Source organism: Nocardia brasiliensis IFM 10847, from assembly GCF_000710915.1.
Classification (GTDB): Bacteria; Actinomycetota; Actinomycetes; order Mycobacteriales; family Mycobacteriaceae; genus Nocardia; species Nocardia brasiliensis_A.
In genome coordinates this window covers 91735-112607 of the sequence record NZ_BAUA01000077.1, presented here as the reverse complement: position 1 = coordinate 112607, position 20873 = coordinate 91735, and the positions used below count along the sequence as shown (strand labels likewise).

Annotated in this window: 19 protein-coding genes; 10 read left to right on the top strand and 9 right to left on the bottom strand. The window is 68.5% G+C overall.

Features of this window, described 5'->3' with window-relative positions:
- Window positions 1–680: 680 nt before the first annotated feature.
- A complete protein-coding gene (locus NBRGI_RS16885; protein WP_081878114.1) occupies window positions 681–1727 on the bottom strand; it encodes a glycerophosphodiester phosphodiesterase in 1047 nt (348 codons plus the stop codon).
- Window positions 1728–1827: 100 nt separating this feature from the next.
- Here NBRGI_RS16885 and ahcY point away from each other — a divergent pair, with 100 nt between their 5' ends.
- The 8 genes from ahcY (at window position 1828) to hpf (ending at window position 11360) form a co-directional block, all read left to right on the top strand.
- The gene (gene ahcY / locus NBRGI_RS16880) at window positions 1828–3312 is read left to right on the top strand and encodes an adenosylhomocysteinase (RefSeq protein WP_029897392.1); all 1485 of its coding nucleotides are present in this window, start codon (window positions 1828–1830) and stop codon (window positions 3310–3312) included.
- A 209-nt stretch (window positions 3313–3521) separates the two neighbouring features.
- Window positions 3522–4493 carry a bacteriocin fulvocin C-related protein gene (locus tag NBRGI_RS16875; RefSeq protein WP_029897389.1) on the top strand — a complete coding sequence of 324 codons (972 nt, stop codon included), beginning with the start codon at window positions 3522–3524 and terminating at the stop codon, window positions 4491–4493.
- A 74-nt stretch (window positions 4494–4567) separates the two neighbouring features.
- Window positions 4568–5215: a dTMP kinase gene (locus tag NBRGI_RS16870; RefSeq protein ID WP_029897387.1), complete on the top strand. Its 648-nt coding sequence runs from the start codon at window positions 4568–4570 to the stop codon at window positions 5213–5215.
- Between the two features lie 78 nt (window positions 5216–5293).
- Window positions 5294–5971 carry an MtrAB system response regulator MtrA gene (gene mtrA, locus NBRGI_RS16865; protein ID WP_014987817.1) on the top strand — a complete coding sequence of 226 codons (678 nt, stop codon included), beginning with the start codon at window positions 5294–5296 and terminating at the stop codon, window positions 5969–5971.
- A gap of 64 nt (window positions 5972–6035) precedes the next feature.
- Window positions 6036–7928, top strand: a complete 1893-nt coding sequence (gene mtrB / locus NBRGI_RS16860) for an MtrAB system histidine kinase MtrB (protein WP_029897385.1) — start codon at window positions 6036–6038, stop codon at window positions 7926–7928.
- On the top strand, window positions 7925–9739 hold the full coding sequence (gene lpqB / locus NBRGI_RS16855) for an MtrAB system accessory lipoprotein LpqB (RefSeq protein WP_029897382.1): 1815 nt from the start codon (window positions 7925–7927) through the stop codon (window positions 9737–9739). The genes mtrB and lpqB overlap by 4 nt, the downstream gene beginning before the upstream one ends.
- 39 nt (window positions 9740–9778) lie before the next feature.
- Window positions 9779–10420 carry a ComF family protein gene (locus NBRGI_RS16850; RefSeq protein ID WP_029897380.1) on the top strand — a complete coding sequence of 214 codons (642 nt, stop codon included), beginning with the start codon at window positions 9779–9781 and terminating at the stop codon, window positions 10418–10420.
- Window positions 10421–10601: 181 nt separating this feature from the next.
- Window positions 10602–11360 carry a ribosome hibernation-promoting factor, HPF/YfiA family gene (hpf, locus tag NBRGI_RS16845; protein ID WP_029897378.1) on the top strand — a complete coding sequence of 253 codons (759 nt, stop codon included), beginning with the start codon at window positions 10602–10604 and terminating at the stop codon, window positions 11358–11360.
- Window positions 11361–11481: 121 nt separating this feature from the next.
- Here the strand turns inward: hpf and NBRGI_RS16840 are convergent, their stop codons facing one another.
- The 3 genes from NBRGI_RS16840 to NBRGI_RS16830 form a co-directional block, all read right to left on the bottom strand.
- Window positions 11482–12006, bottom strand: coding sequence for a hypothetical protein (locus tag NBRGI_RS16840; protein ID WP_029897376.1), 525 nt, complete (start codon window positions 12004–12006; stop codon window positions 11482–11484).
- Window positions 12007–12074: 68 nt separating this feature from the next.
- The gene (locus tag NBRGI_RS45245) at window positions 12075–12506 is read right to left on the bottom strand and encodes a hypothetical protein (RefSeq protein ID WP_029897374.1); all 432 of its coding nucleotides are present in this window, start codon (window positions 12504–12506) and stop codon (window positions 12075–12077) included.
- A 1-nt stretch (window position 12507) separates the two neighbouring features.
- Window positions 12508–13215 (bottom strand): helix-turn-helix domain-containing protein, encoded by a 708-nt coding sequence (locus NBRGI_RS16830; protein WP_029897372.1) that lies wholly within the window; start codon window positions 13213–13215, stop codon window positions 12508–12510.
- 322 nt (window positions 13216–13537) lie between these two features.
- Here NBRGI_RS16830 and NBRGI_RS16825 point away from each other — a divergent pair, with 322 nt between their 5' ends.
- Window positions 13538–14830 carry an acetyl-CoA C-acyltransferase gene (locus NBRGI_RS16825; RefSeq protein WP_029897369.1) on the top strand — a complete coding sequence of 431 codons (1293 nt, stop codon included), beginning with the start codon at window positions 13538–13540 and terminating at the stop codon, window positions 14828–14830.
- A 46-nt stretch (window positions 14831–14876) separates the two neighbouring features.
- The gene (locus NBRGI_RS16820) at window positions 14877–15362 is read left to right on the top strand and encodes a GNAT family N-acetyltransferase (RefSeq protein ID WP_029897368.1); all 486 of its coding nucleotides are present in this window, start codon (window positions 14877–14879) and stop codon (window positions 15360–15362) included.
- 42 nt (window positions 15363–15404) lie between these two features.
- Here NBRGI_RS16820 and NBRGI_RS16815 read toward each other — a convergent pair whose 3' ends face one another.
- The 5 genes from NBRGI_RS16815 to NBRGI_RS16795 all read right to left on the bottom strand — a co-directional run bounded on the left by NBRGI_RS16815 (window position 15405) and on the right by NBRGI_RS16795 (window position 20840).
- Entirely contained in the window at window positions 15405–15647 is a 243-nt protein-coding gene (locus NBRGI_RS16815; RefSeq protein WP_029897365.1) for a hypothetical protein, read from the bottom strand.
- A gap of 199 nt (window positions 15648–15846) precedes the next feature.
- On the bottom strand, window positions 15847–16467 hold the full coding sequence (gene bluB / locus NBRGI_RS16810; protein WP_029897363.1) for a 5,6-dimethylbenzimidazole synthase: 621 nt from the start codon (window positions 16465–16467) through the stop codon (window positions 15847–15849).
- 132 nt (window positions 16468–16599) lie between these two features.
- Entirely contained in the window at window positions 16600–17856 is a 1257-nt protein-coding gene (locus tag NBRGI_RS16805; protein WP_029897362.1) for a fatty acid desaturase family protein, read from the bottom strand.
- Window positions 17857–18137: 281 nt separating this feature from the next.
- On the bottom strand, window positions 18138–19577 hold the full coding sequence (locus NBRGI_RS16800) for a fatty acid desaturase family protein (protein ID WP_029897360.1): 1440 nt from the start codon (window positions 19575–19577) through the stop codon (window positions 18138–18140).
- A 105-nt stretch (window positions 19578–19682) separates the two neighbouring features.
- A complete protein-coding gene (locus NBRGI_RS16795) occupies window positions 19683–20840 on the bottom strand; it encodes a ferredoxin reductase (protein ID WP_029897358.1) in 1158 nt (385 codons plus the stop codon).
- Between the last annotated feature and the right edge of the window lie 33 nt (window positions 20841–20873).

Genomic DNA, 20873 nt, shown 5'->3' with positions numbered 1-20873 from the left:
CGATGCCCCGGCGCNNGGCGAACCGTGCGGCGCGAGCTGCGGGTGTGCCATCGGCCAACGGTGCCGCGCAGTCGAACGGTGTGGCGCGGGGCGATGACGGTGCGGTGCTTTCGAATACCGCGGTGCAAACGAATGGTGCGGCGCAGCCCGGTGGCGCGGCGCGATCGAATGCTGCGGTGCCGGGTGCTAGTGCGGCGCAGCCGAATCGTGGCGCGCAGGCCCATGGTGTGTCGCAGGCCGATCGTGCGGGTCAGGGCAGCGACGTGGCCCCGGGTAGTGCCGCCGTTACGGCGGATGGTGTCGCCTCGGGCAGTGGTGTCACCGCGGAAACCGGTGTGCCGGTGGGCAATGTGGGCAGCCCGTGTAACGGTGCCGTCCAGCGCAATACGGTGGTGCAGCGCAACGGATCGGCACAGCGCAGGGAAGCGACGGTGGCGGAGTCGGGCGCGATCTGAGGACCCGGCCCGCCTGCTCGGTGGCGACCGACGGGAGCCGTGCGCGGTGTGCGTGCGCGGCTCCCGTTTGGCGGTGGCTGACTAGGGATTTGTGCGCGGTGTGCGTGCGCGGCTCCCGATTGGTGGCGCTGACAAGGGAGTTGTGCGCGGCTCCCCGTTCGGTGGTGACCGATCAGGGAGTCGGGCGCGGGGTGCGCGCCCGACCTGTGCCGCCGGTGTTCAGGCTCAGCGGTGGTAGGCGGGCGGGAGGGGGAGTCCCTTCTCCTGCATCACCTCTCGCATCCGGTCGGGATAGTCGGTGATCACGCCGTCTACGCCGGTCTCGAGCTGGGCGGCGATTGTGGCCTTGTCGTTCACGGTCCACGGGATCACGCGCAGGTCGAGCTCGTGCGCGCGGTCGACGTAGGTCTTGTCCGCCACCAGGGCGAAGCCCGGTTCGCCCGCCTTGCGGCCGTAGGGCACCGAATAGCCGGGCGAAGCGACGTTGGCGCCCAACGCTTTCACCGCGCCGAGCGGATCGTCCGGGTAGTCCTCGAACCGGATCGGCCCGAGCCACTTCGAGCCCGCGACGAAGGTGGTCTCGTCATAGAGCGCCACCAGCGGGATGGTCGGATCGGCCTTGCGCACCAGCGGCAGCGACCGCCAGTCGAAGCTCTGGATCTCGACGTTGCCGGTCTCGCCGGCCGCGCTCACCGTGCCCAGGATGACGTCCACGAATTCCTGTGGCGTGGCGGACTGTTCGGGATGTTCGGCTTCCACTTTGGTTTCGATGTTGTACCGCGGGTGCGCGCCGCGATAGGACTTCACCAGATCGAACAGCTCGGGCAGCGTCGCTATCTTGTTGCCCGGCAGGGCCTGCTGGCCGGGGAAGTCGGCCAGCGCCCGCCCGCAGTCCAGGGTGCGGACCTGGGTGTAGGTCAGGTCGTGCACCAGCTTGCCCACGTACGGGAACTCCGGGTCGTCCACGGTCGCGGGCGCGGTGTCGGCGCATTTGGTGGCGAGCACGGTCGGGTCGTGCCAGATCAGCGGCATCCGGTCGGCGGTGAGCACGATATCGAGCTCCAGCGTCGTGACGCCGAGCTCGAGCGCCTTGGCGAAGCCGGGCAGCGATTCCTCGACGGTCAGGCCGCGCCCGCCGCGGTGCGCCTGCAGGTCGACGGTTCGCGACGGAGTTGCGGGTGTGGCGTCCGATCCGCTGTCGCAGGCGGTGCTGAGACCCAGGACGGACAGCCCGACGACAGCGGTCGTGGCGATAGCGCGCAGGTTCGGCATCGCGCCAAGCTAGCAAGGGTGAGTACGGTGTACCCAGCCGCCGCGCCAGCGACTAGCCTTGCGTGTTGGTACCGACTTCCAGGAGAGGCAGACAGAGGCTATGACGACCTCAGAACTTCCCGCGCGAACTTCACTCACCGCGGACGTCCGCAACGGCATCGACTTCAAGGTGGCCGATCTCGCGCTTGCCGAATTCGGCCGCAAGGAGATCCGCCTGGCCGAACACGAGATGCCCGGGTTGATGGCGCTTCGGCGCGAGTACGCCGAGGTCCTGCCGCTGCAGGGGGCGCGGATCTCCGGTTCGCTGCATATGACCGTGCAGACCGCCGTGCTGATCGAGACCCTGGTGGCGCTCGGTGCGCAGGTGCGCTGGGCCTCCTGCAACATCTTCTCCACCCAGGATCACGCCGCGGCCGCCGTCGTGGTCGGCCCGAACGGCACCGTGGACGAGCCCAAGGGCACCCCGGTCTTCGCCTGGAAGGGCGAGACCCTGGAGGAGTACTGGTGGGCCGCCGAGCAGATGCTGACCTGGCCGGACGAGCCGGCCAACATGATCCTCGACGACGGCGGTGACGCCACCATGCTGGTGCTGCGCGGCGCCCAGTTCGAGAAGGCGGGCGTGGTGCCGCCCGAGGACGAGAACCACTCGGCCGAATACAAGGTCTTCCTGAACCTGCTGCGCGAGCGTTTCGAGTCCGACAAGGGCAAGTGGAGCGCCATCGCCGAATCGGTACAGGGCGTCACCGAGGAGACCACCACCGGCGTGCTGCGGCTGTACCAGTTCGCGGCGGCGGGTGAGCTGGTGTTCCCGGCGATCAACGTCAACGACTCGGTGACCAAGTCGAAGTTCGACAACAAGTACGGCACCCGCCACTCGCTGATCGACGGCATCAACCGCGGCACCGACGTGCTGATCGGCGGCAAGAAGGTGCTGATCTGCGGCTACGGCGATGTCGGCAAGGGCTGCGCGGAATCGCTTGCGGGACAGGGCGCCCGGGTGCAGGTCACCGAGATCGACCCGATCAACGCGCTGCAGGCGCTGATGGACGGTTACGACGTCGTCACCGTGGAGCAGGCGATCGGCAACGCCGATATCGTGATCACCTCGACCGGCAACAAGGACATCATCACCCTCGACCACATGAAGGCGATGAAGGACCAGGCCATCCTCGGCAACATCGGTCACTTCGACAACGAGATCGACATGGCCGCGCTGGAGCGTTCCGGCGCAACGCGTTTGAACATCAAGCCGCAGGTCGACCTGTGGACGTTCAAGGAGTCCGGCAAGGCGATCATCGTGCTGTCCGAGGGCCGCCTGCTGAACCTGGGCAACGCCACCGGCCACCCGTCGTTCGTGATGTCGAACAGCTTCTCCAACCAGGTGATCGCGCAGATCGAACTGTGGACCAAGCCGGATGAATACGACAACGAGGTCTACCGCCTGCCCAAGCACCTCGACGAGAAGGTCGCCAAGATCCACGTCGAAGCGCTCGGCGGCACCCTGACCAAGCTCACCAAGGATCAGGCCGAGTACATCGGCGTCGATGTCGACGGCCCGTTCAAGCCGGAGCACTACCGCTACTGAGCGATTGACGCACGCGGCCGCCGGACCACTCGGGTCCGGCGGCCGCGTGCTTTTCGCGCAAGCTGGCAGTCCTGCCACTTCTGCTGCCAGGCACGTTGTTTCGCGGGCGATTCCATTGCGGGTGCGGCCGGGCCCCTCCGACAATGGCGATACCTAGCGTCCGGCGAAAGCAGATTGCCGGTCGTCATCGCTCCCGGGGGGTATGCACCATGAAGGACTCGCGCTGGATTCTGGCATTCGACGGCTCGTGTGCGAAGTGCACGCGGATCTCCGATCTCGTCGCGGAGGTCGCGGGCGATCGGCTCGACACCAGGCCGCTGACGGACGCGGACGTGATCCGTTGGCGCCATGACAGTCTCGGCCCGGCCGCGCCCTGGCAGCCGACGCTGATCCGGGTCACCGGTGGTAAGGCCAAGAGCTGGACCGGTCCGGCGCTCGCGGTGTCGATGGCACGCGTGCTCGGTCCCCGCGCGACGGTGCGGGTCTTGCGCGTGCTGGGTGAGTTCGCCGCGGCCGAGTCCGCCGCACAGCGGTCCCCGGCCGGCGTGGCCGCGGTCGTGGCACAGGGGCCCTCGCGGCGCGGCGTGCTGCTGGCCGGGTCCGGCGCGGTGCTGGCCGGCTGGCTGGTGCTCGGTCGCGGGACCGGTACCGCGGAAGCGTCGTCGGCGCACCGCTGGGTGCAGCAGAATCTGGGATCGCTGCCGCAGGACCTCGACGGTATCTCCGAGTACCCCATGACATACCGCCGTGCCGCGATCGTCCAGCTGCCCGCCGAGGTGCAAAGCCGTTTGTGGACCGAGCATTTGGCCCGGGCCCGGGCCGCGCGTGAGCGGTTGTCCACGGAACAGGATGCGGCACTTCGGCGTATCGAGGATCTGGCCGCGGACCCGGCGACCTTCCGCGGTGAGCGAACCGACGAACTCACCATCCGGCTCGACGCGGCGGCCGCCCGCGTCGAGGCCGAGTTCGGCCCAGCGCAGGCCCGTCGCATCGTCGGTGTGCTCGGACCGGACACCGAGGCGGGCGAGCGCACGCTGCTGGCCAAGCTGCCCGACTGCGAGTGCAGCGCGGCGAGCAGCCTCTGTGGCGACGCCCGCTGCGTCGGACTCGTCAACGGCTGCAACAAGAAGGGCGGCTGCGGCGCCCTCTGGCGCTACGAATGCAACGGTCGCTGCGGGTAGGCGCGGGCAACGATCCAGGCCGCCGCGGCGCACCGACGGGCCGCGGCGGCCGGGCGCTGAGTACCCTGCCAGCCATGGGAGCGTTGATTGTCGTCGAGGGCCTCGACGGGGCCGGTAAGCGGACGTTGACCGACGCCGTCACCGCACAGCTGCGCGCCGACGGAGTACGGGTCGCGTCGTTGGCCTTTCCGCGCTACGGCCGCTCGGTGCACGCCGATCTGGCGGCCGAGGCGCTGCACGGCGCGCACGGCGACCTGGCGGCATCGGTGAACGCGATGGCGCTGCTGTTCGCGCTGGACCGGGCGGACGCGCGCGACGAGCTGGCGAAACTGTTGGCGGACAACGACATCGTGTTGCTCGACCGGTACGTCGCGTCCAACGCGGCCTACAACGCGGCCCGGCTCGAGCAGTCGGCCGAGGGCGCAATCGTGGGCTGGATAGGCGAATTGGAGTACGAACGGTTCGCCTTGCCCGCGCCCGCGGTGCAGGTGCTGCTCGACGTCTCGCCGGAGCTCGCGGCCGAACGAGCCCGCCGCCGAGGCGAACTCGACAGCAGCCGGGCGCTCGACGCCTACGAGCGGGACGCGCGACTGCAGCAGCGCACCCTCGCGGTGTACCGTGAGCTGGCCCAACAGAACTGGTACGGCCCGTGGTGGATATTCCGATCCGGTGACGATCCAGCCACGCTGGCCGCGCGATTCGCCGATTTGATTACCCGATAGGGTTAGATGTGCGGCGGGTTCGTACCAGTGTTGGCGTGGCGACCCGATCCTGGCCTGGGAGATGACAACATAGTAATTATGAAGCCGAAGATTCTGGTCGTCGACGACGATATGGCGCTCGCTGAGATGCTCACGATCGTCTTGCGCGGGGAAGGGTTCGACCCGCATGTGGTCGGCGACGGCACACAGGCCCTCGCGGCGGTTCGGGAGATCCGCCCCGATCTGGTGCTGCTGGACCTGATGCTGCCCGGCATGAACGGCATCGACGTGTGCCGGGTGCTGCGCGCGGATTCGGGCGTGCCCATCGTGATGCTGACGGCGAAGACGGACACCGTCGACGTCGTGCTCGGTTTGGAGTCGGGCGCCGACGATTACATCGTCAAGCCGTTCAAGCCCAAGGAATTGGTCGCCCGGGTGCGCGCCAGGCTGCGCCGCACCGAGGACGAACCCGCGGAGATGCTCTCGATCGCCGATATCGTCATCGACGTGCCCGCGCACAAGGTGACCCGTGGCGGACAGCAGATCTCGCTGACGCCCTTGGAGTTCGATCTGCTGGTGGCGCTGGCCCGCAAGCCGCGTCAGGTGTTCACCCGCGAGGTGCTGCTCGAGCAGGTGTGGGGCTACCGGCACGCCGCCGATACCCGACTGGTCAACGTGCACGTCCAGCGGTTGCGCGCCAAGGTCGAGAAGGATCCCGAGAATCCGGAGATCGTCTTGACCGTTCGTGGTGTCGGCTACAAAGCTGGACCACCGTGAGCACACGCGTTGCACGGGTCGTGGCCGCCGGGACGACGGCGCCGGTCGCCGTCGAGGCGCGGCCGTGATCCGTCGCTCCAGAAACCAACTGGAGCGGGCACTGGCGGCAGCGGGTGCCCGGTTCGCCGAGCTGGGTGTCCTGCTGGGCCATTTGTGGCAGCGGTCGTTGCAGCTGCGCGTCGCGGTCTCCACGATCACCCTCTCGCTGATCGTGATCACGATCCTCGGGGTGGTGCTGACCGATCAGATCACCAGCCGCATGTTGGACACCAAGATCAATGCCGCGGTCGAGGAGATGTCGCGTGCCCGCAACGCGGTGCACGGCCAGCTGTCGAGCATCCAGGACGCCAACACCCAGACCCGGCTGGTCGAGGCCCGCAACACGCTGTCCAGCGGCGGTAGCCCGCAGACCGGTGTCGCGGGCAGCTACGACCTCGCACTGGTGATGGTGGACGGCAGCCAGCAGGAACTCACCGCGGGTCCCATTCAGGACGTGCCCGTCGAGCTGCGCAACTTCGTCCGGCGCGGCCAGGTGAGCAGGCAGTTCACCACCATCTCGGATTCCAGCTGGTACCACGGCCCGGCGCTGATCATCGGCAGCCCGAGCGTCGACGTGCCGACGCTGGAGATCTATCTCATCTTCCCGCTGGCCAGCGAGGCGCGCAGCCTGTCGCTGATGCGCGGCACCATGATGATCGGCGGCATCGTGCTGCTGGTCCTGCTCGCCGCGATCACCGCGCTGGTCACCAGGCAGGTGGTGCTGCCGATCCGGTCGGCCGCCCGCATCGCGGGCCGCTTCGCCGACGGCAGGCTCAAAGAACGCATGCTGGTGCGCGGCGAGGACGATATGGCCCGGCTGGCGCAGGCGTTCAACGAGATGGCCGAGAGCCTGTCGAATCAGATCACCCAGCTCGAGGAGTTCGGCAATCTGCAGCGCCGGTTCACCTCCGATGTCAGCCACGAACTGCGCACCCCGCTGACCACGGTGCGAATGGCGGCGGATCTGATCCACGGCAGCAGCGACGATCTCGATCCCGCGCTCGCGCGCAGCGCCGAACTGCTGGTCAACGAGCTGGACCGGTTCGAGGGACTGCTCAACGACCTGCTCGAGATCAGCCGCCACGACGCGGGTGTGGCGGAGCTGCAGGTGGAATCGCTGGACGTGCGGATGTGCGCGCGGGCGGCCATCTCGACGGTGCGGCACCTGGCCAAGGACGCCGGCGTCGAGGTCGTGATCGATATGCCGGAGGAGCCCTTGGTCGCCGAGGTCGACCCGCGCCGGGTGGAGCGGGTGCTGCGCAATCTGCTGGCCAACGCCATCGATCACAGCGAGGGCAAGCCGGTGCTGATCCGGATGCGCGGCGACCTGGACGCCAACGCGGTCTCGGTGGTCGTCCGCGATCAGGGCGTCGGGCTGCGGCCCGGCGAGGAGAAGCTGGTCTTCAACCGGTTCTGGCGCTCGGACCCGTCCCGGATGCGCCGTTCCGGTGGCACCGGTCTCGGTCTGTCGATCAGCGTCGAGGACGCGAACCTGCACGAAGGCAGGCTCGAGGCCTGGGGCGAGGTCGGCGTCGGCGCGAGCTTCCGGCTGACGCTGCCGCTGGTGCGGGGCAAGAAGCTCGGCGCGAGCCCGCTGCCACTGGAACCGATGCGCAAACAGGCCGCGGCCCGGCAGGCCGAACTGGAGATCGTGCCGAGTACGACCGAGCCGGAACCGGAGGCGGCGCCGGGGGAGACGGTGTCGTTCCCCTCCGGCGGCACCGCGGTCTTCGCTTCGGGCAACGGTTCGACGGTCGTGGCGTCGGCGCCGTCCAACACGGTGACCGGGCCGGACGTCGAGTCGAGCGCGTCCGGCGCGGATTCGGCCACCCCGGTCGCCCGGGCGGGCGGACCGGACGACGAATCGACACCGCCGGGTGCGGATCCGGCGCGCAGATCCGGGGACGTACCGTTATGAGCATGCGAGTCGGTTCCGCGCGCAAGCAGCGGCTGTTCGCGTTCGGCGCGGCCGTGGTGGCCGCGCTCGTCGTGCTCTCCGGGTGTGCGAGTCTGCCGGAATCCTCGGCGCCGCAAGCCCTCGGCACGATCAACCGGGAACCCACCTCCGAGGGCCCGCCGCAGCCGCAGCAAGGCCGCGATCCCGATCTGCTGCTGCGCGATTTCCTCTCGGCCACCGCCGACCCGACCAACCGGCACCTGGCGGCCCGGCAGTTCATGACCCCGTCGGCCGCGGCCCAGTGGGACGATGCCGCGGGCATCACCATCGTGGAGAAGCCGGACACGTTGCGCGAGTCGCGCTCCGGCGACAAGGCGACCTATCGGGTGCGGGCGCGCAAGGTCGGCGAGCTCAAGGCCGACGGTTCCTACCAGGCGACCGCCGATCCGCTCGAGAACAAGATCGAGATGATCCGGGTCAACAACGAGTGGCGCATCGACGAGCTGCCCGACGGCGTGGTGATGGACTCCGTCGCCTTCGGCAAGTCCTATCGGCGCTACGTGCTCTACTTCGTGGATCCGACCAGCAGCTCGGTCGTTCCGGACCTGCGCTGGATCTCGGTGCCCAAGGCGCAGCTGACCCAGCGGCTGCTCAGCATGCTCGGCGAGGGCACCCAGCCCGCACTGACGCCGGTGCTGCGCAACGAGCTGGCCCAGCCGATCGCCCTGCGCGGCCCGGTCACCAAGGCCAACGGCGACCCGGACGGTGTCGGGGTGGGCGTCGGCGGGGTGCGCATAGATTTCGCGGGCGCCTCGGCGCTCGCACCGCGCGACCGCGAACTACTGGCCGCGCAGGTGGTGCTCACCCTCGCGGGTGCGGACATCATCGGGCCGTATGTGCTGCTGGCCGACGGCAAGCCGCTCGACGACCGGTTCTCGGCGAGCGGCTGGGCGGTGGCCGACGTGCAGCAGTACAGCGCGGCGATGAACGGGCGCAACCAGATCGGGCTGCACGCGTTGCGCGGCGGCACGCTGGTGCAGGTCGCGAACACCGGCGCCGTCACGGCCGCGCCGGGCTACTTCGGCGCGGTGAACAACCTGGTGTCGGCCGCCGTCTCGCCGGACGGTCAACTGGTCGCGGGCGTGGCCGACGCGGGCAGGCCCGCACCGGAGCAACCGCGCACCCTGATGATCGGCACCTACGGCGGCAACGCGATTCCGGTCGCCGAGGGCGGCACCATCACCCGGCCGTCCTGGAATATCGACGGCACCGCCGCCTGGGCGGTGATCGACGGGGAACGGGTGGTCCGCGCGGTGAACGATCGGACCACCGGCACCGTCTCGGTGCAGGATGTCGACATCTCGGCGCTCACCGGCGGAGCCGGCTCGGCGTTCCGGCTGCCGATCACCGAACTGCGGGTCTCCCGTACCGGGGTGCGCGCCGCGTTGATCGCGGACGGCAAGGTGTATGTCGCGGTGGTGGTGCCGAAGCCGGGCGGCGGCTACGCGCTGACCTCCCCACTGCCGGTCGGCGTCGGCTCGAGCACGGCCGCGGTCTCGGTGACGTGGTACGGCAGCGACCGGCTGATCATCGCCAGGGAGGGCAACGTCGATCCGATCGGCGCGGTGTCGATCGACGGATCGGGATCGCAGGCGTACACGAGCCGCAACCTGACGACGCCGGTGCGGCAGGTCAGTGCCTCGCCGGAACACCAGTACGCCGCCGATTCCCGGGCGGTGCTGGAGTTGACGACGAATCCCGACGAGCGCGAACCGTATTGGCGGGAGGTGCCGGGCCTCGGCGCGAACGCCGTGCCGGTGCTGCCCGGCTGATCGCCGGGTCGTGTCGGTGGGTGCGCGCACACTCGGGCGATGCGCACCCTCCTCGATCTGATCCTGCCCAGCGCGTGTGCCGGCTGCGGGCAACCCGGCGTGGGCTGGTGCGCCGCCTGCGCGGCCACGTTGGCCGGCCCGCCGATCCGGGTGCGGCCGCGGGTGGACCCCGGGGTGCCGTGCTGGGCGCTCGGCCCGTACCGCGGCCCGGCGCGGCGAGCGGTGTTGGCGGCCAAGGAGAGTGGGCGCACCGATCTGGCGGCGCCGATCGGCCGGGCACTGGCCGGTGCGCTGGCGCGGCTGCGTGCCGATCGGCCGCTGGTGCTCGTGCCCGCGCCGAGCCGGCGGATCGCCGCGCGACGTCGCGGCGGTGATCCGGTGGTGGCCGCAGCGGAGATAGCCGTGAGTTGGCTGCCCGATAGCCGGATGGTATCCGTGCTGCGGGTGTGGTGGGGTGTGCGGGATTCGGTGGGCTTGACACCCCGTGAACGCGCACACAATCTGCAGGACAGGGTGACCACCGTACCCGGTTCCGCGACGCTGTGCCGGATCGCGGAAAACGCCGAGGTAGTGGTGGTGGATGACGTGTTGACGACGGGGGCGACGGTGCGCGAGTCGGTGCGCGCGCTGGCCCGGATCGGGGTACGGACACGTGCCGTATTGGTTACCTGTGCTGCTTGACTCCGGGAAATTTGCGTGAACACTGGCGCACTCCCGAATGTCGTACTAGCGTCGCGATCACACACCCGAACCGGGAGTTTGGAGGTGGCGCCTCGGACATCATGTGCCGAGAGATTCTCGATCGGCACGGCTCATCCCGCCGCACGCAGTTCGCCTGTGCGGCCATATCCGGGAGGTACGCGTGACGACTTCTTCACGACCTTCAGTGCAAGATGCTGACCCTTCGGTGCTGGACGATCGCACCTTGGACGTGACCGAGCAACCCATTGCGGATCGAGCCAGGACGCCCCGTGCGGACGTCGTGGTCAAAGGTCGCAATGTCGAGGTTCCGGATCACTTCCGAATCTATGTCGCGGAGAAACTCTCCAGGCTCGAACGCTTCGACCCGTCGATCTTCATCTTCGACGTCGAACTCTTCCACGAGCGAAACCGTAGGCAGCGCAAGAGTTGTCAGCGCGTCGAGATCACCGCACGCGGTAAGGGCCCCATCGTGCGCGCCGAGGCGTGCGCCGACAGCTTCTATGCCGCACTCGAATCGGTGACCGCGAAGCTGGAGAGCAGGCTGCGCCGCACCAAGGACCGTCGCCGGGTGCACTACGGCGACAAGACGCCGGTCTCCGTCGCCCAGGCCACCGCCGATCTGGTGGACGATTCCCTGTTCGCGATGCCGAACGGGTCCTCCGCGGCGCACGATCACCCCGACGGCGGCAACCACCACCGCCCCGAGAACTCGTCGGAGAACCCCGATTACGCGGCGGGACCCGGCCATATCGTCCGCACCAAGGTGCACACCGCGACTCCGATGTCCGTCGACGACGCCCTCTACCAGATGGAACTCGTCGGCCACGACTTCTTCCTGTTCCAAGACCGCGAGACCGACCGACCGTCGGTGGTCTATCGCAGGCACGCCTTCGACTACGGCCTGATCCGGCTCGCGTAGCAGGTTCGCGTTTTCCTTCGCCGCTCCGGGTGTTCAGCGCGTGCGCTGGATACCCGGAGACGCTGACCTGATCGGTATCTCCGTTTCCCGCACGACAATCGGTTCGTCGCGCCGCGCGCGCTCACCGGCGACGATCGCGGAAGAACGTCCGGTGCAGCAGGGAATCGCGACGGGGCGGGCGCATGGCGTGCAGCATGACCATGTCGGCGAAGGTCTCCGCGTCGCGTTCCCGGCTGGTGCCGTAGTCGGTGCGGCCGAGCACGTGCGCGATGGATTCGGGGGAGATGGAGGGCAGCAGTTCCGCGACCGCGGTGACGGTGGGGGCGGTGGGCTCCGGCTCGCCCTCGGTGGGCTGTTCCGGGCCGTGGCCGAGCAGCATATGGCCGAGTTCGTGCACGATGATGTGCTCGGCATGCCATTCGGTGGTGTCGGCGCCGTAGACGATCACGTCGCTGTCGTGTTTGGCGATCCACAGGCCGCTGCCGGTGCCGCAGCCGGTGCCCGCGAGCAACGCGGTATCGATCGGCACCAGGCTGATGGGCCGGTCCCGATACGTGGCGACATCGTCGAGATAGTTCGACAGATTCCACGGGTGCGGTATCGGAACATCCCGGGTCAGGTTCCGGAACCGGGCCTGCATGGCCATGCGATTTCACTCCTACAGCAAGCTCAGTGCCCCCATGTAGGTCACGATGCTACCGACTGACTCGTCGGTCAGGTGCGGTCCGTGCTCTCGATGATCCGGGCGAGGATCGCCTGGTCCACATTCGAACCGCGTAGGGCGATGCTGGAGACGTTGGCGTCGCGCATGGTGGCGAGCAATTCGAGTTCCCGATCGATCGCGCTGGCCGTCGGGCCCGAGGTGGTCAGGTAGTCGGCGGCGACGCCGAAGCTCTGCGCGATCGCCGCGAGTACGTCGAGTTCGACTGTCGTGCCGGGAATCTCGTTGTCGAACTCGCCGCCGCGCAGGCGTTCCAGGTAGCTCGGTGTGATGACCCGGCTGAGGTACTCGCCGGCTTGTTCGGCGACGGTCGCGGTGCTGCGCTCGGGGGCCGAGCGGGGATGCACGACGGCGAACAGTCGATTGATCTTGTGACTCAGCGTGAGAGTCGCGCCGCTCGGCGCGTCGTCGGTCTTCTCCGTCACCTCAGTACCCGCCGTTTCGACTCGCGGTCGTGTCCACGTTGGCCGCCAGCCAGCGTGCCCGGAACTGTGCTTCTGTCGCAGCATCGACGTCCTCTGATCGTCCGGCCAGCCAGCGCCGGTATCGCCGTTCGTGAAGTTCGGTGGTGTCGCTGGTCTCCGCGGGCACCTCGAGCAGGTGCGCGAAGGCCATCTCGACGAGCGGATGCAGCTGCCTGCCCGGACCGCCGTTGCGTTCCAGCATGGCGGTCGCGTAACGCGCCGACAGCTTGGAGACCACCTGGTTGAGTTCGCTGATCGCGGCGACCACCTGCGGGTGGGTGGTCCGGCCGTGTTCGACCGCGTCGTTGAGCCGGCCCGCGGCGGCGAGCAGACCGGTGAGGTCGGCGAGTTCGAAGCGGATCGAGTCGGGCCCGGCCACGACGGACTCGCCGGGCTGCCGCGCGGCGGGTGCGGGCTCGTCCGCGGCCGGGGTGCCGCCCGCGTAGGTGCGCGCGGCGCTCCCCGGGAGCCAGCGCAACGGCGCATCGAGTTTGTTCAGCGTGGTCGTGCTGATCGCGGCGTCGCCGTCTTCGATCTTGCGAATCGTCGGTGCCGAAGGTCCCCCGAGGTCGCCGATCTGTAACTGCGTGAGGCCGAGCTCGTCCCGGCGCTCCTTGATGATTCGGCCGAATCGCTTCTGGCGCCGCGACAGCTCCGAAGGGCTATGCATAGTGAGCTTCAGAGTAGAGCCCGACCCGGTCAGAAAGCAAACTAATAGAAAAGGTTTGAAAAATCAGTGGAAATATTGCTACTGTTCTGACGCGCCGAGTTTCAGCCGACATCGGTCTTGCGGAGTGTTCCGGGACGAGCAGGGGCGTTCGTCGGAACGGGCGCCTCCGGTCTGTTGCGCAACGGCGCGTGGCAGACCGGGTTTCAGCGACGGTGGAGGGGATCGCCGCTGCTGCGCACGGGTCACCGTCGGCGAAGGGGGTCGACGGTGAACTTACTTAGGAGTAAGTTTGGTGGCCATAGATCTCTCGAAAGGAAATCGCATGGCCACCAAGGCTGCTCGCCGTGCCGTTATCGTGTCCGGTGCGCGCACGCCGTTCGTGCGTGCGTTCACCGGATACACCCGGATGGATTCCATCGCGCTCGCCGATGCCGCGGTCCGGGGCCTGCTGGAGCGCACCGGGCTGCCCGGCGCCCAGGTAGAGGCCATCGTCTGGGGCGGGGTCATCCTGCCCAGCGCGGCACCGAACATCGCCCGTGAGATCGCCTTGGACCTCGCCCTCGACCCCGGCTGCGAGGGCCACACCGTGACCAGGGCCTGCGCGTCCGGCCTGCAGGCGGTCACCTCCGCCGCGGCCGCGATCGAGCGCGGCGAATACGACATCATGATCGCCGGCGGCAGCGATTCCACCTCCAACGCCGAGGTGAAGCTGCCGCAGTCGGTGGTGCACGCGGCGGCGCCGCTGGCGCTGGGCAAGCCGAAGCCGAAGGACTACCTCACCGCGCTGCGCCAGCTCGCGCCGTTCACCGACATCCTGCCGAGCCGGCCGAAGATCGCCGAACGCACCACCGGCGAGGTGATGGGGGAGTCGGCCGAGAAGATGGCCCGGATCCACGGCATCAGCCGGGCCGACCAGGACGAGTTCGCCGCCCGCTCGCATCATCGGGCCGCCGCCGCGATCGAATCGGGCCGCTTCGACGACGAGGTGCTACGGGTCCGCACGCCCGAGGGCGTCGAGATCGACCGCGACGGACTGGTCCGCGGCAACACCAGCATCGAAAAACTGTCGAAACTGAAGCCGGTTTTCGCCGAAAACGGCACGGTGACCGCGGGCAACGCCAGCCCGCTCACCGACGGCGCGTCCGCCGTGCTGCTGATGAGCGAGGAGAAGGCCGCCGCGCTCGGTTACCGGCCGCTTGCCGCCTTCCGTTCCTGGAGCTACGTCAGCGTCGACCCCACCGATCAGGTGCTGATCGGCCCGGCGATCTCCATGCCGCGGGCACTGGACAAGGCCGGAATGTCGCTGGGCGACATCGATTTCGTCGACATCCACGAAGCCTTCGCGGCGCAGACGCTCTCGGTGCTGTCGGCGCTGGCCAGCGCCGAGTGGGCCAAGACGCGGCTCGACCGGGACACCGCCGTCGGCGAGGTCGATATCGACAAGCTCAATGTGCACGGCGGGTCGGTGTCGCTCGGTCACCCGTTCGGCGCCACCGGCGCGCGGATGGTGACCACGATGGCGAACGAACTGGCCCGCACCGGCAAGAACGCCGCGCTGCTCGGCATCTGCGCGGCGGGCGGCATCGGCGCCTCGGCCGTGCTGGAACGGGTCTGACCGAAAATCCGTTGAACGGGCCCCGGTCGGCGCAGTACCAAGGCGTATGACCGAATCGACCGGGGCCGCCGCGCCGCGGCGCATCGAGCTGCGCCGTATCGACCGCGAGAACCTTTACGCGGTATGCAGTTTGAGCGAGACGCTGAGCGCGCAGCAGCGTCCCATGGTGATCGACAACGGCATATCCATTGCCGAGGCCCACTTTTCGGACTGCCTGTGGTTTCGCGCCGTCTACGCCGGCGACGCACCCGCCGGATTCCTGATGGTGCATCTCGGGCTGGACGAGGACCACCCCGACCTGCGCGGTGTGTTCCTGTGGCGCTTCATGGTCGCGGGTCCGGTGCAGGGGCGCGGGATCGGGCGGGCGGCGCTGGGCGCGCTCGTCGACCGCTTGACGGCGCGGGGCACGCGCGAGCTGTACACCAGCTACGCGACCGGCCCGGGCAGTCCCGCGGGGTTCTATCGGACGCTGGGTTTCGTGCCGACAGGACGGATCCTGGACAACGAGCACGAGGTCGTGCTGCGCTGGTGAGCACCCAGGGCTCACCTGGCGCAGTGCGCTTTCAGGCCGGGGTCAGCGGTACCGGGCGCGGGTGGGTGGTAGTAGCGGCAACGTGCCGTCCGCCGCAGGGCGCGTCCGGAACACGTGGGGCTCGCGCTTCGGGGTCTGCGGTTTGCGGCCCTCGTCGGCGAGGATCCGCAGGCACGTGTCGTGATTGGACTCGCCGGGGCGGCCCTCCCTGCGCAGGCGCAGCATTGCGTGTGCCAGATCGATGCCAAGCTCGTTCGACAGCCGGACGGCGTCGACATTGGCCATGGCAAACCTCCTGAGCCGAAAGAACGCTGCATCCGAGATGGGTGCGTTCAAAGACGTACCCAATTGATGAGCAGCTGAACCCCACGACCCCGACCCCCATGCCTCCGGTCGTGGCGCGGGGACGCAGACATTCTGCGCGGACGCACTGAGACACGCCGCACGACGCGCCGGATTGTGCATCAAAATGCAATACAGCGAACTACTTCCGGTAGACCTCGTGATGCACGGCGTCGGCCAGCGGGCGCCCGGTGCGCCAGCCGAAGCGTTCCAGATCGGGGATCTGCTGGAAGCTGTGCACCGGTCCGGCGCACAGCCACGCGACCGGATGCACGCCCGGGGGCAGCCCGACGAGTTCGGTGAGGAATTCGGGCGCGTAGAACGACACCCAGCCGACCCCGATGCCCTCGGCGGTCGCGGCGAGCCAGAGATTCTGGATCGCGAGCACCGCGGAGAAGACGCCGGTTTCGGGGACGGTGGCCCGGCCGAGCACCTGTGGGCCGCCGCGGCCGGGATCGTAGGTCACCACGATCCCGGTGCCGCTCTCGACGATCCCCTCGATCTTGATCGGTTCGAAGGTCGCGGCCCGCTCCGGCGGGAGCGCGTCGCGGAACTCGACGCGCTTGTCCGCCACGTGCGCGGCGAAGGCGCGCAGCGTGGCCGGGTCCCGCACCACCACGAAATCCCAGGGCTGCGAATTCCCGACGCTGGGCGCTCGATGCGCGGCTTCCAGCAGCCGCCACAGCGTGCTGTCGTCGAGCACCTCGCCGGTGAACTCCGCCCGCACGTCGCGCCGCAACCGGATCGCGTCGTAAACACTCAGACCGTCAGCACCCACGCGCTCAGTCAACCAGCCGCAGACCCCGCAACGAACACGCACCCTTTCCGTGTTCGCGTACCGCTGCGCCATGCGGAAACGGGTGCGCGAAGACGAGAAGGGTGCGGGAGAGGCGGGTCAGCCCGCGTACGCGGGGGTGCGGCGGTTCAGGCGGCGGCGTCCGGCGGCCAGGGCGGTGCGCAGGCCGCGCCGCTTGCCGGTGACCGGGTCGATGGTGGCGACGGTGTTGCCCGCGAACTTGCGTTCCGAGGCCGTCTCCGGCGCATCGTCGGCGGTGTCGCGCAGGTACTTGTTCGGCAGCGAGAGCTTGAGGATGGTGCGCCAAGCCTTGAAGTACTGCACCGGCAGCGAGCCGGTGGTGTAGGGCAGGTCGTACTTTTCGGCGAGCTCCCGGACCCGGACTGCGATCTCGGCGTACCGGTTGCTCGGCAGATCGGGGAAAAGGTGGTGTTCGATCTGGTGGCTCAGGTTGCCCGTCATGAAGTGGGTGAGCGGACCGCCGGAGATATTGGCGCTGCCGAGCATCTGCCGCAGGTACCACTGACCCTTGGTCTCGTTGTCGATATCGGCTTTGGTGAACTTCTCCGCGCCGTCGGGGAAGTGACCGCAGAAGATCACGGCGTTGGACCACACGTTGCGGATGGCGTTGGCGGCCAGGTTGGCGGTGAGCGTGCTGAGGAAGGCCGGGCCGGTGAGGGCGGGGAAGATCACGTAGTCCTTGAGGATCTGCTTGCCCATCTTGGTCAGCGCCTCGGTGCGCTTGCGGTCGAACTCGGCGCGCTCGGGCGTGCCCGGCTTGAACCGGCCCGCGGCCAGCTTGCCCAGCTCCATGTGCTGGATCGAGACGCCGTATTCGAACAGCAACTGCAGCACCAGGTTGTAGATCGGGTTGCCCAGGTTGAACGGCTTCCACCGCTGGTCGCGGGTGACGCGCAGCAGGCCGTAGCCGATGTCGTCGTCCATGCCGAGCACGTTGGTGTACTTGTGGTGCAGGTAGTTGTGCGTGTGCTTCCAGTGCTTGGCCGCGCCCGCGTTGTCCCATTCCCAGGAGCTGGAGTGGATCTCCGGATCGTTCATCCAGTCCCACTGCCCGTGCATGGTGTTGTGCCCGATCTCCATGTTCTCGATGATCTTGGCGGTGCTGAGCATGGCGACGCCGGCGATCCAGGCGGGCGGTAGGAAGCTGGCGAACAACACGCCGCGGCCGCCGATCTCGAGCGCGCGCTGGAGCCGGATGACGTTACGGATGTAGTTCGCGTCGCGCGCACCGCGCGATTCCTCGATATCGCGACGAATCGCGTCGAACTCCGCGCCGAGTGCTTCCACGTCGGCCTCGGTGAGGTGTGCGTATTCCTTGACATCCGAGATCGCCATGGCGGTTACAGTACCGTAAGTTACGTGACCGTAGGTTGCGAGCTGCGTCGTGCGGGTGTGGCAAATCCCGCATTGCGAACACGGGCGGAAGATGGTAGTTGAACGGCGTCCGCGGTACGGCGTAAAGCCTTCTCCCGCACAGCCTTCCAGCACGGCCGACAGTCACGCGGACGGTCGATTCTGCCCCCGCGAACCCGCTGCGCGCAAGCTGTGCGCTTCGTCTCCCCGGCAGGCGGAGTGCGCACCGGTACCCGGATGCGGGTACCGGTGTCGCGGCTCGGCTAGCGGCTGCGCCGCAGTCGCCACAGAGCCCGCTCGCGCACGGCCTTTCGGCGCAGCGAAGCCTGCTCCTGGCGGGCCCGGTCCTGCAGGGCCTGGGTGGCCTCGCGCAGCACCACCTTTTCGTGCTCGGCCTTCTCCTTGAGTGCGCGCTTGGCCTCGCGCAGCATCTCCTTCTCCTGCTGGGCCTTCTCCTTCAGCACCACCTTGGCCTCGCGCAGGGCCGAGCGCAGGCCGCGGCGCTGCCCGGTTTCCGGGTCGACGCCGAGCCAGTGCGCTGTCTCCGCGCTGGGCAGCGACGGCAGCGTGATGCCCGCGAACTTGCGTTCCGAGGACGTCTCGGGCGCGTTGTCGGAGGTGGCCTTCAGGAAGCGGTCCGGCAGGGCCAGCTTGTGGATGGTGCGGAAGGCGAGCAGGTACTGCTTGCCGAGCGAGCCGGTGGTGTACGGCAGGTCGTACTTGTCGCACAGTTCGCGCACCCGCACCGCGATCTCCGGGTACCGATTGCTCGGCAGGTCCGGGAACAGGTGGTGTTCGATCTGGTAGCAGAGGTTGCCGCTCATGAACGCCATGGCGGGACCCGCCTTGAAATTGGCGCTGCCGAGCATCTGCCGCAGATACCATTCGCCGCTGGTCTCGCCCTCGAGCTGTTCGATGGTGAACTTCTCGGCACCGTCGGGGAAGTGGCCGCAGAAGATCACGGCGTAGGCCCACAGGTTGCGGATCAGATTCGCGGTCGCGTTCGCCTTCAGGGTCGACTTGAACGCCGGGCCGGTGAGCGCCGGGTAGAGCAGGAAGTCCTTGGTCACCTGGCGGGCGATCTTACGGCCGAACTCCCGGTTCGGCGGGGACATCAGTTCCCAGCGCGGGGTGTCGGCCAGTTCCTTCTCGATGCTCCAGTCGTGCAGCGCGATACCCCACTCGAAGGTGGCCGCGAGCACCAGGTTCGCCACCGGCTGCACCAGGTGGATCGGCTTCCACGGCTCGTCGCGGGTCATCCGCAGGATGCCGAAGCCGAGGTCCTCGTCCTTGCCGAGCACGTTGGTATAGGTGTGGTGGGAGTAGTTGTGCGCCCGCCGCCACTGCGACGAGGGCCCCGTCATATCCCACTCCCAGGAGCTGGAGTGGATCTCCGGATCGTTCATCCAGTCCCATTGCCCGTGGCTGACGTTGTGCCCGAGCTCCATGTTCTCGATGATCTTGGCGACCGACAGCAACGCGGTGCCGGTGAGCCAGGCCCACCGGTTGCGGCTGCCGAACAGCACCGCGCGCCCGGCGACCTCGAGGCCGCGCTGCGCGGCGATGGTCCGCCGGATGTACTTGGCGTCACGTGCGCCACGCGACTGCTCCACCGAACGCCGGATCGAATCGAGTTCCTGCCCCAGTGTCTCGATGTCGGCCGCCGTGAGATGGGCGAACGCCTGAATATCGGTGATGGCCACCGGGGTTCCTTTCCCTACTCGATTTGCTTCGAGGGTACCCAAGGGGCCCTCGTGCTGCCGCGTCGTCGTCGCCGGGCCGCGTGGCCCGGCGCGCCGCCGCGTCGTTCAGACGTCGAGCGTGCAGTCCCCCGCCGCGGCGGAGACGCAGGTCTGCACCTTGTCGCCTTCGCGATGCTCGTCGCCGTTGCGCAGATCGCGCACGTAGCCGGAACTCAGTGTCACGACACAGGTTTGGCAGATGCCCATCCGGCAGCCGAACGGCATCTGCACGCCGGCCGACTCGCCCGCTTCCAGCAGGCTGGTCGCGCCGTCCACCTCGACCGTCCGCCCGGTCTTGCCGAAACTGACCGTGCCGCCCTCGCCCACCGCGGAGCGCTCGATCTCGAACCGCTCGACGTGCAACTGATCGGCCAGACCGGCGTCGCGCCAGTGGTGCTCGATCTCGTCGAGCATCGCGGCCGGGCCGCAGGCCCAGGTCTGGCGCTCGCGCCAGTCGGGGAACTTCGTGTCCAGATCGGCCAGGGCGAACTTGCCCTGCTCGCCGGTGAGGTGCAGGTGGGAGGTGAAGCTCGGGTGCCTGTCGTGCAGATCGCGCAGCTCGGCGCCGAACATCACGTCCTGCGCGGTGCGCGCGGAGTGCAGGTGCACCACGTCGGTGACCAGATCGCGCCGGTCCATCGCCCGCAGCATCGCCATGACCGGGGTGATGCCGCTGCCCGCGGTGAGGAACAACACCCGCTCCGGCGGCGGGTAGGGCAGCACGAAACCGCCCTGCGGCGCGGCCAGGCGCACCACGGTGCCGACCGGGACGCCGCTGACCAGGTGGCTGGACAGGAACCCCTCCGGCATCGCCTTGACCGCGATCGAGATGACGCGCTTGCCGCCGACGCCCGGATCCGACCAGTTCGGCGGGCAGGTCAGCGAGTAGGAGCGCCAGTGCCAGCGACCGTCGACGAGCACGCCGATGCCGATGTACTGACCGGGTTCGTATTTGAAGTCGAAGCCCCAGCCCGGCTTGATCACCAGGGTGGCCGAGTCGGCGGTTTCCTTGCGCACGTCCACGATGCGGCCGCGCAGCTCGCGCGCCGACCACAGCGGGTTGGCCAGGTGCAGGTAGTCGTCCGGCAGCAACGGGGTGGTGACCCGGGCCACGGCTCCCCGCAGCACGTTCAACTTGCCGCCGCGTTCGGCGACGCTCGCGGCCGGAGCTTCCAGCCACTGCCGCACGCCGCGCACGGAGAATCCCCCATTTTTCGAGCTCATCGCTGCCGTTCGTCTTCCTGTTCGTCGGATGCG